We start from the raw sequence: 12515 nt of genomic DNA, 5'->3' as shown, positions 1-12515 counted from the left end.
TTTTTTATATGCCTGTGGAATTGAACTGTAACTCGTATAGCTTTTTGTAATACCCATCTATTATTAATAGCTCTTGATGTGAGCCGATTTCTTTTACCTCTCCTTTATCTAGAACGATAATCTTGTCTGCTTTTTGGATGGTTGACAAACGGTGGGCTATGACGATGGCTGTTCGCCCCTCCATTAGGTTGTCTATGGCGGCTTGTATCATCTCCTCTGTTTCAGTATCTATTGATGATGTAGCTTCGTCCAGAACAAGGATCTTTGGCTCGTGTACTAGTGCTCGGATGAAAGAAACCAACTGGGCCTGACCTGCAGATAGTGTAGCGCCTCGTTCCTGTACTTCATAATCAAATTGGTTAGGTAACCTATTAATAAAATCAAAAGCTCCAACTTTTTTTGCTGCATCAATAATTTTTTCTGTGGATATTGTTGAATCATTTAGCGATATGTTATTTTTAACTGTGTCCGAGAATAAAAACACGTCCTGTAATACTATGGAAATATTGGTGCGGAGAAAATTGAGATCATACTCTTTAATATCAATTCCATCCAACAATATTTGACCTTTTTGTATCTCGTAAAATCGGCTTAGTATACTTATTATAGAAGATTTTCCTGCGCCAGTAGCTCCGACAAGAGCTAACGTCTCTCCTGGAGCGACACGAAAACTTACATCCTTTAGAACCCATTTTTCATTATCGTAGGCAAACCACACATTTTTGAATTCGATAGCTCCTTGTATTTCCCTTTCTTTTAAGGTGCCTGTATTAGGTGTAAACTCGTCTGTGTCCAAAATGTCAAATATCCGCTCGGCCGAGACCATTCCCATCTGCAGGGTATTGAATTTGTCGATCAGCTCACGAATAGGTCGGAATATCATGTTGATGTACATAATGAATGCGACGACGACACCAGGAGATATAATGTCGGCAATGATTTGCTTAGAACCATACCAAACTAATAATCCGGTAGCTATAGCTACTATGATCTCCAATACAGGAAAGAAAATGGAAAAATACCAGTTTGCACGGATATGCGCATTTCGGTGTTCTTTATTGATAGCCTCAAATTTGCGCATTTCCTGGTCCTCACGCGCAAAATATTGTATGATTGCCATACCTGAGATATGCTCCTGTAAGAAGGTGTTTAAATTTGCTATCCATAATCTTACACTTTGGAAAGCAGACTTCATAGCCTCTTTGAACACGTAGGTTGCCGCTATCATCAATGGCATTGGTACCAATACAATCAATGTGAGTCTCCAATCTGTGTAAAACATAACAGCGAGAATCACAACCAATTGCAGTAAATCACCAATAATCTGTATCAAGCCCTCGGAAAATATGTTAGCAATGGTTTCCAAATCGGAGATGGTCCGGGTAATTAATCTTCCTATAGGTGTATTATCAAAATATTTAAGACGGAGATTGGTAATATGATTGAAGACTTGGATACGTATATCCCTAATGACGGACTGCCCCAATGTATTGGTCATCAAGGTGTGAAAGTAACGTATTATAGTCTGCAATACCAAAAGCAGAATCATCAGTGCCAACATGGTGTTTAGCCCATCATATTCGCCATTGAGGATATAGTTGTCAAGGGTATGTTCAATCAGAAGGGGCAACGCTGGAGCTACTGCAGCTAGGAGGATTGTAAGTATGACTGACACCCAAAAAGTGCTGCTGTAGGGGCGCATATACTTTGCTAATCTGTTGAGCAGTCTGCTATCATAGGTGCTGCCTGTTATCTTCTCCTTTTTCATCCGAATCAATTAAGGGTATGTGATTTGTTGAGGGCTACTCATACGTAGGGGTAAAGAACTTGGGTTAGGTATAATCCATGGGCAGGGACAGAGGTGCCTGCCATTGACCTGTCTTTGCTCGAAAGCACATCAGTAAGGTAAGCAATGGGTAAGTCCTGTGAGCCTATCTTAAAAAGTGTACCTACGATAGCCCGTACCATATTCCTAAGAAATCGATCTGCGGTAATCTTAAATACAGCAGTATCTCCTTGTTGTACCCACAGTGCTTCGGTAATAGTACATATGTTTGTATGGACTTGTGTATTTGACTTACTGAAACATGAAAAATCCTTAGTTCCCAAAAGGTATTGAGCGGCCTCATTCATTTTCTCGATATTTGGAAGTGCCCGTACGTGCCATGACCTATTGATAAAAAAGGGGTTTTTGTGGATATGTATATGGTATTCGTAGCTACGGGACGTTGCATCGAATCGAGCGTGAGCGTCCAGGGATACTTCAAAAACTCTTTTGATCGCGATGTCGTATGGAAGTAAGGCATTTAAGGACTGTTTGAACTTTTCCAATGCACCTGAAAAGTGAGGGTTTTCGCTATCAAAATGTACAAATAGCTGTTTAGCATGGACACCTGTGTCTGTTCTTCCAGCCCCTGTAGTTTCTATGTTTTCTCTGGTCAAGGTGTGCAAAGCATGATTTAGCTTCTCCTGTACTGATATTGCATTAGGTTGGACCTGCCAACCATGATATGAGCTGCCATCATAGGCTATCTCCATAAAAAACCGTTTTTTTGCCTCCACAGAACAAAGATAATAATAATAGTTTTAGTGATTGCATAGTGCTTTTTCATTAGGTGTTGGTGAATGCAAAGCATTTTATATAAGTTTGCGTTATAATAAGAAAGTAAAGTTATGATTCAACGTATTCAGTCCATCTGGTTGTTATTGGCCGCAGTTGTTATTCTGGGGTTATTTGTTTTTCCCTATTTAAATTATACCGATTTAGTTGGATTGGGTAAGAAGCTTTTGGTGACCGGTTCTTACGCCGCTGTCAATAACGAAAGTGTTAAACAAGAGAGCTACTTATTGCAAAGTATTGCAACAGTGGTATTAGGATTTATACCTATTGTGACCATATTTTTATATAAGAATAGAAAAAGACAATTAACACTGATTTTTGTGGAAATCGTCTTAATCTGTTTATTTGGAGTTTGGCTATTTGTATCTGCAACGGATACCTTAAGTCTAATTTCCCAATCTTTTGGAGCACAGAATATAGGTGTAGGTTTTTTTCTTTTGCCTATTGCAATCATATTTCTGGCAATGGCTATTGGTGGTATCCGTAAGGACGAGAAATTGATTAAATCTGCAGATCGCTTACGTTAATGAGAACTATAATCATACTTATTGCGTTTGTTTTTTCACTAGTTACGTTTGATTCTTTTGGGCAAAGCTCGGACGAAGGGCCTGTTTTGGTGGATGATATACAGGTTGATGTAAAAGAGGTTTTCTTATCTGCAAAAGGGGATACGGCTACAGTGGAGCTCTATCTTATATCTTATGAAAGGGGAACTAGAGAGTTTAAGCTTAATAGTTTTGCTTCAGGTATTGTGGATTCAAAAGGACAGGTTTATTTATATGACGTGATGCAGATGGGAAAGGTTCGACTTCAGGCAAAGGATCGACAAAACTATCTACATTACTTATTAGAAGAAGATACTCCTGTTAAATTGGTGATTCAAACCACAGGTTGGAAAAAGCAGTGGGGGATACCTCAACAATGTAAACTGGTCTTTGAAGATAGTTCCGAACAAGGCAAGTTCCTGGAGATAATTATAGACTTATAGAAAAAGGCAATCTAAACTAGATTGCCTTTTTTGTGTTATCTCGAATAACGGAATTGTTGCTTATCCATCATCGTCATTTGATCTTTCATCATTTTAATCTGATCTGCCAATAATTTATTTTTATCGGCTCTCTTTGCTTCCTGTAGGAGCTTTTCAGCCTCCCGTTTGTTTCTTTTCGCCATCATCACACCAGCTAGACTTAGTTTTGCTAAGGCTACGTTGTGGTCCATATGTAAACCTAGAGAAAGTGCTTTCTTAAAGAATTTCTCAGATTGCATTGGAGCTCGTTGTGATTCGATCAAGCCCAATAACAAGTGATAATATCCGTGTTGGGCCGTGATAAGCTGGGACTCGTAGTTTTTAATTTTATTTAGCCATTTTTCTGCGTTAGGAATGTCTTGTTTGCGAAAATACCATTGCGCGATAAGCATGTTCTCATTGAAAAATACCGTCACCCACGCAAGAATAGTGATTAAGATTCCTAAAATCCCCCAGCCCCAGTGACCAAACCAAAAAAGAGCCACAGTACCTATTAATAGGAGGCTACTTAGAATTATACGTACTAAATTTGACATTTTAATCTATAACTATATTATATATGCAAATATCTGTTAATTTAAGGTGTTATCCAACAGGTTTGATGTATAAAAGTGTTTAAGCTGGTGTTTTGGTGCTATCCAAGCTTATTTGTCGGATATTTTAATGAATGGAAAAGGAAAGGAAATAGGATTTGTAATTTTTATCTTATCTTGTAGAAAGGAAACTCAATGGAAGCATATTTGAATGTTATTATCCGTTGTGTAGCAGTTTACTTTTTCATGCTGATTGCTATCCGTGTTTTTGGAAAGAAGGAACTCTCACAACTTAATACAGTAGATGTCATTTTGATATTACTGATAAGTAATGCCGTGCAGAATGCGATGGTAGGGAATGATACAAGTTTAGAGGGAGGCTTGTTGGCCGCACTCGTTCTTTTTCTTGTCAATTTCTTTATTAAAAGAGTGGTTTTGAAAAATAAGTTTTTCCAAAAGATTGTGCAACAAAAACCCCAAGTGTTAGTACACAAAGGCAAGCCTGATTTTGATATGCTTAGTAAGATTGGAATATCAGCTGATGAATTGTATGAAGCTATGCGGGAGCATGGTGTAGAGCATATCAAAGATGTAAAGTTAGCGATGTTTGAGGAAGATGGGAATATTTCTATCATTTCCGGAGAGTCTGCTTTAAAGCAGACGTTTTATACGCGAAAGCATAATCATAGGAATTTACGAGGCGCAAATTAGTAGTCGATTTTTTTTAGTTTGTTGTTCGTTAATATAAGGCATTTTATCTAAGTTGGATACATGGAAAAGCTATTTGATGAAAGTTGGGATGAGTTGTTAAAACCATTATTAAAACAAGAGCGTATGCGCCATCTATCTGCATTTGTACAGAAGGAGCGCCATGACCAGGTTGTCTATCCGCCGCAGGAACTGGTCTTTAATGCTTTTCGGCTGACGCCTCTTCCTGATGTGAAAGTCGTGATTCTGGGGCAAGATCCTTATCATAATGTAGGACAGGCTCATGGGTTGTCTTTTTCTGTCCCAAATGGTATAATGCACCCTCCTTCTTTGAAGAATATTTTTGCGGAACTTACGACAGATATTCCCGGTTTTACCTACCCAAAATCTGGTGATTTGACCAAGTGGGCAGAACAGGGTGTTTTATTACTTAATGCAACACTTACGGTTCGAGCACATCAGGCGGCCTCTCATCAAAAGCAAGGATGGGAAGAGTTTACCGATCAGGTGATAGCTCAGATTTCTAAAGAGTTAAATCACGTTGTGTTTATCTTGTGGGGGTCATATGCACAAAAGAAATCGGTGTTGATTGATCACAGCAAGCATTTGGTGTTAAAGGCTGTGCACCCTTCACCTCTTTCGGTGTACCGTGGTTTCTTTGGATCCAAGCACTTTTCAAAAAGCAATGCTTATCTCGAGGAGCATGGGCGCGGGTCTATTGACTGGCAGCTTGATTAAGCGTATCTTTCTTGAATATGATTGTAGGTGTACTGTTTTGCTTCGAGTTGCTTAATATGTTTAATACGGAGTTTGTTCCCTTGTTGGAGAATATGCGTCACGAGTAGATTGCTGTCGTACGTAATTTCATATGATTCTGTCGGGTCAAAAGCATCTTCTGCTTCGCCCAAAACCACATACTCTAACTTTCCAGATGTTGTAAACCGTTTTATTATAAGGTGTTTGTCCTCTTGAGGGGAAACGGTATACCAAGCGCCATCTCCAACTCCACCTAAATACATCGCATCTTTGGGGATACTGATTGGTTTTGAACGGTAATGGACGGCTCCAATAATCTGATCTGTAGGAAGTAAGTTTGCCTTCGTTCGAAAGACATTGTCGCCAAGCTGCTTAACTAAGAACCAGAAAGATTGAAACCTATTCATCCGAAAATGAACAAGACCTTCTTCGGGCGAGTAAGAGTAGATCATTCTATCACTGACCGTATTGACTAAGTTACTAACAGGACTGGATTTGATGGTCTCTGGAAGATTGATCATATGCCAGAAGTGAAAGCGTTGTGAGGCCTTTATCAGCATTCTCGTAATAAATCGAGAGCAATTATTATTGTTACGGGCTACAGCACCGTAGGGATAGGTTCCCTGCATCACACACTGATCTCCATAGGCCCTAGCCATTGAAAAGTTGATGCCTTCCACGATCGACAGCAAGAGTCTGCCCTCACCATACATAGCGGGTTTCAAATCTTCGAAATATTCAACAATTTCGTGTAAGTTGCTGACTTTTCCTCCAATAAATTTGGCTTTGATTTTAATCTCAAGTAAAGGGTCAGAGAATTGTGATCTTGCACGACCATAGCCTCGGGGGGCGATGTATCTACCAAAATCATAGAACAACATATTGCCATTTCTGTGATCTATTAAGACAATTCCGGTATGCCCCACTTTAAAATTGAGATTCTTAACTACCCCGATTTTTTTGAAAAACATCATCCATTTTTCATCGCCTCTAATAGTAGCATCGGGCCAAGTCAATATTATTGCAAAGTCGTTGTATGGTATGGTTTGCTCTTGCATTCAGCTTAGTATTCAAGTGGTACTATAGGCTCTTTTTTTGAGGTTGACATAATCATCATTGTCTGGAAGGTTTTTACAAATGGGATTTTAGCAATCTTTTCCATAATAACTCCTTCGTATGCCTTGATGTCTTTGACGTAAACTTTTAGGATGAAATCGCAGTTCCCAGTAACGTGATGACACTCTGTTACTTCTGGTATTGCTTTTACAGCTTCTACAAATTCAGGAATGGCATTATGCGTGTGGAAGTCTAAAGAAATCTGAATGAAGGATTTTATCCCCAAGCCTAGTTTTTCTTCGTCAACAAAAGCATGGTAGCTTTTGATAAATCCTGAGTTTTCCAGTTTCCGTACCCGTTCTAATGTGGGAGCAGGAGACAAACCAATATTAGTTGCAAGCTGGAGGTTTGTAATTCTTCCGTTTTCTTGCAACAGCCGTAATATTTTTAAATCTAATTTATCCGGTTGATAAGACATAGGGTTATTTTACTTCAATTTGTAAACTTAAATAAAATGGTTTGCATTCGCGAATGTGCTAGGCAAAAAATAACTAGGCATAATTCCGTCCGAATCAGGCTTCACGAGTCCAAAGGTTTGATATTCTTCGTTCAAAAGTGATTTTCGATAGTAATTATGTTATATAAAAATAGGAATTATTTTTGAATGAAAGAGGGGATTTAGTGAGGGATGTAAATCCTTTTGAAGAAAACCGTCTGCTTTATTTTTCTCTAGCTGGAATCATTTCTTTGTCAAAAAAGAAATGCAAATCCGTGTTAAGCACAAAAAAAGGTGATCTTTATCACAAAATTGGGATTTACAGGGCTTGCTTGGTGAAAATATGCTGTTTAATTGCTATTTAAGTCGTAGCTTTGTAGTCCTGTAATAGAGTGGGGGTTGCCTACTCGGTAAAAGGGAAGATTATTATGAGTACCAAAGACGACGAATTACTGAAAGAGCTGGAGCAGGAGGAGTACAAATACGGTTTTACGACCGATATTGAGATGGACATTGCTCCCAAGGGACTGAATGAAGACACTATTCGCCTGATATCTTCAAAGAAAAACGAGCCAGAATGGTTGCTAGAATGGCGATTGAAAGCTTTTCAACATTTCTTGAAGATGAAGATGCCGACATGGCAGAATTTCGAGAATCCAGAAGTCGATTTTCAAGACCTTTCTTATTATGCTGCACCAAAGCCTAAAAAGCTATTGGAGAGTATGGACGAAGTTGATCCCGAATTATTGGAGACCTTTGCAAAATTAGGGATTCCTTTGGACGAGCAGAAAATATTAGCAGGAGTCGTGGCGGTAGATGCTGTTTTTGACTCTGTTTCTGTGAAGACTACTTTTCGGGAAAAGTTAAAAGAAAAGGGAGTGATATTCTGTTCTTTCGGTGAAGCAGTACAGGAATACCCTGAACTGGTAAAAGAATATTTGGGAACTGTGGTTCCTCAAACAGATAATATTTATGCCGCATTGAACTCAGCAGTGTTTTCGGATGGGTCATTTGTTTATATTCCTAAGGGAGTACACTGCCCTATGGAGCTTTCTACCTATTTCCGAATCAACGCGCAGAATACAGGACAATTTGAACGTACGCTTATCGTTGCGGACGAAGGGTCTTACGTGTCCTATCTAGAAGGATGTACGGCGCCTATGCGTGATGAGAATCAATTGCATGCGGCAGTTGTCGAATTGATCGCCATGAAAGATGCAGAAATCAAATATTCTACTGTACAGAACTGGTATCCTGGAGATAAAGAAGGAAAAGGTGGTATTTTCAATTTTGTAACCAAACGTGGTATCTGTAAAGGTGATAATTCAAAAATATCTTGGACACAGGTAGAGACAGGTTCTGCTATTACATGGAAATATCCAGGAGTTATACTTAAAGGAGATAATTCGGTAGGCGAGTTTTATTCTGTCGCTATGACTAAGAACTTCCAGGTAGCCGATACGGGTACGAAGATGGTTCACTTGGGTAAGAATACGAAGTCCAAGATTATTTCGAAAGGAATTTCTGCAGGAAGAAGCCACAATAGTTACCGTGGATTGGTGAAAATAGGCCCTAATGCGGACAATTCGCGCAACTTTACACAGTGTGATTCCCTGTTAATTGGAGACCGTTGTGGTGCACATACTTTCCCGTATATAGAAAATAAGAGCAAGACTGCTAAACTTGAGCATGAAGCTACTACTTCCAAAATCGGAGAGGATCAGGTTTTCTATTTGAATCAACGTGGTATCGATTCTGAAAAAGCGGTAGGTTTGATTGTCAATGGATACGCTAAAGAGGTGTTAAATCAGTTGCCAATGGAATTTGCAGTAGAAGCCCAGAAGTTGATTGCAATTTCTTTAGAAGGATCTGTAGGGTAGTAGATAATTATATAGATAAGTTTAAAAATAAAAATTGAGAGGGAGATTTAGTTACTCAATACTCAATACTCAATACTAAGATAATGTTAAGCATTAAAAATTTACATGCGTCTATCGAAGACAAACAAATATTAAAAGGATTAAATCTAGAGGTTAAACCGGGTGAAGTTCACGCTATTATGGGGCCTAACGGTGCTGGAAAGAGTACTTTAGGGAACGTGTTAGCAGGGAGAGATTCTTATGAAGTAACGGATGGTGAAGCGATTCTAGATGGTGTTGATCTATTGGATTTGTCTCCAGAGGATAGAGCTCGTGAAGGTTTGTTTTTGGCATTTCAATATCCTGTGGAAATACCAGGAGTATCTAACATCAACTTCTTGAAAACTGCGGTAAATGATATCCGCGAGTACAAGGGCTTACCTCCGATGGAAGCAAAGGAGTTTTTGAAAACGGTTAAAGAAAAGCAACAACTAGTTGAGTTTTCTGCCAATCTGGCTAACCGTTCTTTAAATGAAGGATTTTCTGGTGGAGAGAAAAAACGTAACGAAATTTTTCAACTGGCTATGTTGAATCCTAAATTATCTATTTTGGACGAGACGGATTCAGGTTTGGATATCGATGCTTTACGTATTGTTGCTAATGGGGTGAATCAATTGCGTTCAAAAGACAATGCATTTGTAGTGATTACACACTATCAAAGATTGTTGGATTATATCGTTCCGGATTTTGTACACGTATTGTACGATGGACGTATTGTCAAAACTGGAACGAAAGAGTTGGCATTGGAGTTGGAAGAAAAAGGATACGATTGGCTTAAAGAACTGGATACACAAGAAGGCTAATCGGAATATATAAGAGGGCATTGAATATTGGTTCTGCCCATTTACAAAAAATAGGCCTGCTTATCATAATTTTAATAAGCAGGTTGATAAGAGATAACATGAGTACTATAGTAGCAAATTCTTTATTCGAACAGTTAGCTTCTGCTTTTCAAGAGCTGGAGTCGACTAATGAACCTTCATCGTTAAAAGATATACGGCAAGAGGCCTTTGCTCAATTTGAGCAACAGGGTTTTCCTACGGTGAAGAATGAGGATTGGAAATATACAAATATCCATAGTCTGGTCAATAAGCCTTATTTGTTGAATGAAGACATGGATGTTTCAAATCTGGATTTGAGTCAGGCTGATATTCCTGGTTTGGATGCCCATCGTATTGTGTTGATTAATGGACAGTATGTATTGGCCTTTTCTTCTTTAGAAGATGAAATTGGTCTGACTGTCAAGCCAATCGAGGAAGCTTCAGCGGAGGCTAATTTTCAGAAACACTTTGCACAGCATGCTGATAAAACGGGAAGTGCTGTAGTGGCTTTGAATACGGCTTTGCATACTTCTGGACTTTATTTGTCTGTAGGGAAGAGCAAAATTGTTTCTAAGCCTATTCAGATTGTCCATGTGGCAACGGGAAGCAGCGATTTTTTTGCACAGACTAGAAACCTGTACGTAGTAGAGGCTAATGCAGAGGTTGAAATTATTGAATCTTTCATTACTTTGGATGGTTCTGCAAAAAACTTGCAGAATAAAGTGACAGAAATTGTATTGGACGAAAATGCAAAGGTGCAACATTATTATTTACAACTAGCATCTGCTGCTGGGGCATATATAAATCACACGGAGGTTTATCAGTCCAAGTATAGTCTTTATAATAATTATAATTGTAATTTCCCAGGAGCTTCTTTTGTTCGTAACGATATTAACGTTCGTTTGGATGCGGAGAACGTAGAATCGCACCTTTACGGGATTAATTTGTTGGCAGACAAGCAACTTGTGGATAACCATACTGTGGTAGATCATATGAAACCACATTGTGAATCTTACGAGTGGTACAAAAACATCCCTCAGGATGAATCTACTGCTGTCTTTAATGGGAAAATTTTTGTTCGTGAAGATGCTCAGAAAACAAACGCATTCCAACAAAATAACAACATGTTGATTGGCGATAAGTCTACAGTTAACACAAAACCACAATTAGAGATTTTTGCAGATGATGTAAAATGTTCGCACGGTTGTACGATGGGACAATTTGATGATGAAGCTCTTTTCTATTTGAGAGCTAGAGGTATTGGTGAGGAGTCAGCGCGTACATTATTGGTTCATGCATTTGCGTTTGATGTGACTTCAAGATTCTCTAATGATATAGTCCGTACCTATGTGGAGGATTTGGTCGCAAAAGGTCTAGATAAAAAATAATTAATAGTAGTGTAGTTTAATATTTAAAGCGTTCTTCGACTTAGTTGAAGGACGCTTTTTTATTGCTTTTATGCTATAATCTAGTAAGGTTTAGCCTTAGAGGAAGTGTAAAACCAACGGGTACAGTTACTCCACGTATTATTCCTGGTTTCCATTTTTTTGCGCTTTTTAATGTTTGAATAGCAGCTGCGCCTGTACCATGACCTATATCCTCTTTTACTTTTATATCTTTGATATTACCTTTTTCATCTACAGTGAAAACGATACGTACCGTGCCTGTTACACCATGTGTGATTGCTTCTGTAGGATAACGATAGTTATCCGCTAGAAATTGCCTTAGTCTTTCTAGACCGCCGGGATATTCTGGTTCGATGATAAAGTTATTTTGGTCATATTGGTAGGTTGTCCCGATAGAGTCTGTTGTAATACCTGATATGAGTTTGCCTTCATTATAGATTTCCGTAAATGTATATCTTCCGTTGTTAAAAGAACCACTCCAGTCATCTGTTCTCTTGTGATCTTTAAAGTGTCCTTTGGAGATAATATTTTTGTCCTCTATTAGCTCAGCATAGCCGTTCCCGTTTGTCAGTAAGGTTTGACCCAAAGAATCTCTATAGATTAATATTAAGGTGTCAGTAACCGTTACTTTATTTGATTTATCCACTTGATATGGATACCAAAAAGCTAGTTTGAGTTTACCATCTTTATGATAATAGGCGGCCGTATCAATTAGTTGTCCATCATGGGCGAGTTTTTCTTTGGATTTTAGTTTGCCATTTTCGTACAGTTCAATTTTGTCTCCGACATATTGTTTTCTATCTAGGTCATTGTATGCACCGTATAGTTTTAAGCTGTCTGTTTTAGTAAAATATTCCTGGACAGAATAAGGCTCTCCTTTTTGGGAAGGAAAGTTAATAATGCGAACAAAATGAGATTTTTGTTCATCTTTTATTTGAGTGCCATCTTTCTCGTGAAATGTTTGGAAGGAAAATTGGGCTTGTGTAGATTGAGCTACTGATAGAAATATAAATAGTAAAATTATAATTTGATTCATACTTTAAGTTTTCCTCAAACATACGTAATTCAAATTTATATGCAAAATCGTAAATCTTTCATCCTGAGAATAAAATCGGTTATAAATTTTGTTGCTAAGATGGAGTAAGGTGTTACAGAAAAAGGCTTCATCATTTT

13 protein-coding genes are annotated in these 12515 nt (G+C 38.4%); 7 read left to right on the top strand and 6 right to left on the bottom strand.

Annotated elements, in window-relative coordinates; all coding sequences use genetic code 11:
• Positions 1 to 4: 4 nt before the first annotated feature.
• Together CLV99_RS17655 and truA are read right to left on the bottom strand one after the other, a co-directional pair.
• Complete coding sequence (locus tag CLV99_RS17655) at positions 5 to 1768, bottom strand: ABC transporter ATP-binding protein (protein ID WP_133585828.1); 1764 nt, start codon at positions 1766 to 1768, stop codon at positions 5 to 7.
• Between the two features lie 38 nt (positions 1769 to 1806).
• Positions 1807 to 2538, bottom strand: coding sequence for a tRNA pseudouridine(38-40) synthase TruA (gene truA / locus CLV99_RS17650; protein ID WP_246032793.1), 732 nt, complete (start codon positions 2536 to 2538; stop codon positions 1807 to 1809).
• A 135-nt stretch (positions 2539 to 2673) separates the two neighbouring features.
• On the opposite strand from truA, the gene CLV99_RS17645 reads away from it, so the two are divergent.
• Both CLV99_RS17645 and CLV99_RS17640 read left to right on the top strand, forming a co-directional pair.
• Positions 2674 to 3147, top strand: a complete 474-nt coding sequence (locus CLV99_RS17645) for a DUF4293 domain-containing protein (protein ID WP_133585826.1) — start codon at positions 2674 to 2676, stop codon at positions 3145 to 3147.
• Positions 3147 to 3608: a hypothetical protein gene (locus CLV99_RS17640; RefSeq protein WP_246032792.1), complete on the top strand. Its 462-nt coding sequence runs from the start codon at positions 3147 to 3149 to the stop codon at positions 3606 to 3608. The genes CLV99_RS17645 and CLV99_RS17640 overlap by 1 nt, the downstream gene beginning before the upstream one ends.
• Positions 3609 to 3643: 35 nt before the next feature.
• Here CLV99_RS17640 and CLV99_RS17635 read toward each other — a convergent pair whose 3' ends face one another.
• Positions 3644 to 4183 carry a tetratricopeptide repeat protein gene (locus tag CLV99_RS17635; RefSeq protein ID WP_133585825.1) on the bottom strand — a complete coding sequence of 180 codons (540 nt, stop codon included), beginning with the start codon at positions 4181 to 4183 and terminating at the stop codon, positions 3644 to 3646.
• A gap of 192 nt (positions 4184 to 4375) precedes the next feature.
• Here CLV99_RS17635 and CLV99_RS17630 point away from each other — a divergent pair, with 192 nt between their 5' ends.
• Entirely contained in the window at positions 4376 to 4891 is a 516-nt protein-coding gene (locus CLV99_RS17630; RefSeq protein ID WP_133585824.1) for a DUF421 domain-containing protein, read from the top strand.
• Positions 4892 to 4951: 60 nt separating this feature from the next.
• Entirely contained in the window at positions 4952 to 5626 is a 675-nt protein-coding gene (gene ung, locus CLV99_RS17625; RefSeq protein WP_133585823.1) for a uracil-DNA glycosylase, read from the top strand.
• Here ung and CLV99_RS17620 read toward each other — a convergent pair.
• Entirely contained in the window at positions 5623 to 6702 is a 1080-nt protein-coding gene (locus CLV99_RS17620) for a DUF6695 family protein (RefSeq protein ID WP_133585822.1), read from the bottom strand. The genes ung and CLV99_RS17620 overlap by 4 nt on opposite strands.
• A gap of 5 nt (positions 6703 to 6707) precedes the next feature.
• The gene (locus CLV99_RS17615) at positions 6708 to 7178 is read right to left on the bottom strand and encodes an Lrp/AsnC family transcriptional regulator (RefSeq protein ID WP_021071083.1); all 471 of its coding nucleotides are present in this window, start codon (positions 7176 to 7178) and stop codon (positions 6708 to 6710) included.
• Between the two features lie 446 nt (positions 7179 to 7624).
• On the opposite strand from CLV99_RS17615, the gene sufB reads away from it, so the two are divergent.
• The 3 genes from sufB (at position 7625) to sufD (ending at position 11324) form a co-directional block, all read left to right on the top strand.
• Positions 7625 to 9076: a Fe-S cluster assembly protein SufB gene (gene sufB / locus CLV99_RS17610; protein WP_133585821.1), complete on the top strand. Its 1452-nt coding sequence runs from the start codon at positions 7625 to 7627 to the stop codon at positions 9074 to 9076.
• An 83-nt stretch (positions 9077 to 9159) separates the two neighbouring features.
• The gene (gene sufC / locus CLV99_RS17605; RefSeq protein ID WP_133585820.1) at positions 9160 to 9918 is read left to right on the top strand and encodes a Fe-S cluster assembly ATPase SufC; all 759 of its coding nucleotides are present in this window, start codon (positions 9160 to 9162) and stop codon (positions 9916 to 9918) included.
• A gap of 98 nt (positions 9919 to 10016) precedes the next feature.
• Positions 10017 to 11324, top strand: a complete 1308-nt coding sequence (gene sufD / locus CLV99_RS17600) for a Fe-S cluster assembly protein SufD (protein ID WP_246032791.1) — start codon at positions 10017 to 10019, stop codon at positions 11322 to 11324.
• 73 nt (positions 11325 to 11397) lie between these two features.
• On the opposite strand, the gene CLV99_RS17595 is transcribed toward sufD, so the two are convergent.
• On the bottom strand, positions 11398 to 12378 hold the full coding sequence (locus tag CLV99_RS17595; RefSeq protein ID WP_133585819.1) for an energy transducer TonB: 981 nt from the start codon (positions 12376 to 12378) through the stop codon (positions 11398 to 11400).
• Positions 12379 to 12515 lie beyond the last annotated feature (137 nt).

Origin of the sequence: Sphingobacterium yanglingense (assembly GCF_004363245.1) — a bacterium.
In the GTDB taxonomy this organism is placed as follows: domain Bacteria; phylum Bacteroidota; class Bacteroidia; order Sphingobacteriales; family Sphingobacteriaceae; genus Sphingobacterium; species Sphingobacterium yanglingense.
The sequence above is the reverse complement of the archived record's forward strand: the minus strand, read 5'-3'. Positions and strand labels throughout refer to the sequence as shown.

What these genes read in the sequence shown, in the direction of transcription:
- CLV99_RS17595 (WP_133585819.1), bottom strand. Translation starts at nt 12,378, where the DNA reads ATGAATCAAATTATAATTTTACTATTTATATTTCTATCAGTAGCTCAA.
- sufD (WP_246032791.1), top strand. Translation starts at nt 10,017, where the DNA reads ATGAGTACTATAGTAGCAAATTCTTTATTCGAACAGTTAGCTTCTGCT.
- ung (WP_133585823.1), top strand. Translation starts at nt 4,952, where the DNA reads ATGGAAAAGCTATTTGATGAAAGTTGGGATGAGTTGTTAAAACCATTA.
- CLV99_RS17615 (WP_021071083.1), bottom strand. Translation starts at nt 7,178, where the DNA reads ATGTCTTATCAACCGGATAAATTAGATTTAAAAATATTACGGCTGTTG.
- sufC (WP_133585820.1), top strand. Translation starts at nt 9,160, where the DNA reads ATGTTAAGCATTAAAAATTTACATGCGTCTATCGAAGACAAACAAATA.
- sufB (WP_133585821.1), top strand. Translation starts at nt 7,625, where the DNA reads ATGAGTACCAAAGACGACGAATTACTGAAAGAGCTGGAGCAGGAGGAG.
- CLV99_RS17635 (WP_133585825.1), bottom strand. Translation starts at nt 4,183, where the DNA reads ATGTCAAATTTAGTACGTATAATTCTAAGTAGCCTCCTATTAATAGGT.
- CLV99_RS17620 (WP_133585822.1), bottom strand. Translation starts at nt 6,702, where the DNA reads ATGCAAGAGCAAACCATACCATACAACGACTTTGCAATAATATTGACT.
- CLV99_RS17645 (WP_133585826.1), top strand. Translation starts at nt 2,674, where the DNA reads ATGATTCAACGTATTCAGTCCATCTGGTTGTTATTGGCCGCAGTTGTT.
- CLV99_RS17655 (WP_133585828.1), bottom strand. Translation starts at nt 1,768, where the DNA reads ATGAAAAAGGAGAAGATAACAGGCAGCACCTATGATAGCAGACTGCTC.
- CLV99_RS17630 (WP_133585824.1), top strand. Translation starts at nt 4,376, where the DNA reads ATGGAAGCATATTTGAATGTTATTATCCGTTGTGTAGCAGTTTACTTT.
- truA (WP_246032793.1), bottom strand. Translation starts at nt 2,538, where the DNA reads ATGGAGATAGCCTATGATGGCAGCTCATATCATGGTTGGCAGGTCCAA.
- CLV99_RS17640 (WP_246032792.1), top strand. Translation starts at nt 3,147, where the DNA reads ATGAGAACTATAATCATACTTATTGCGTTTGTTTTTTCACTAGTTACG.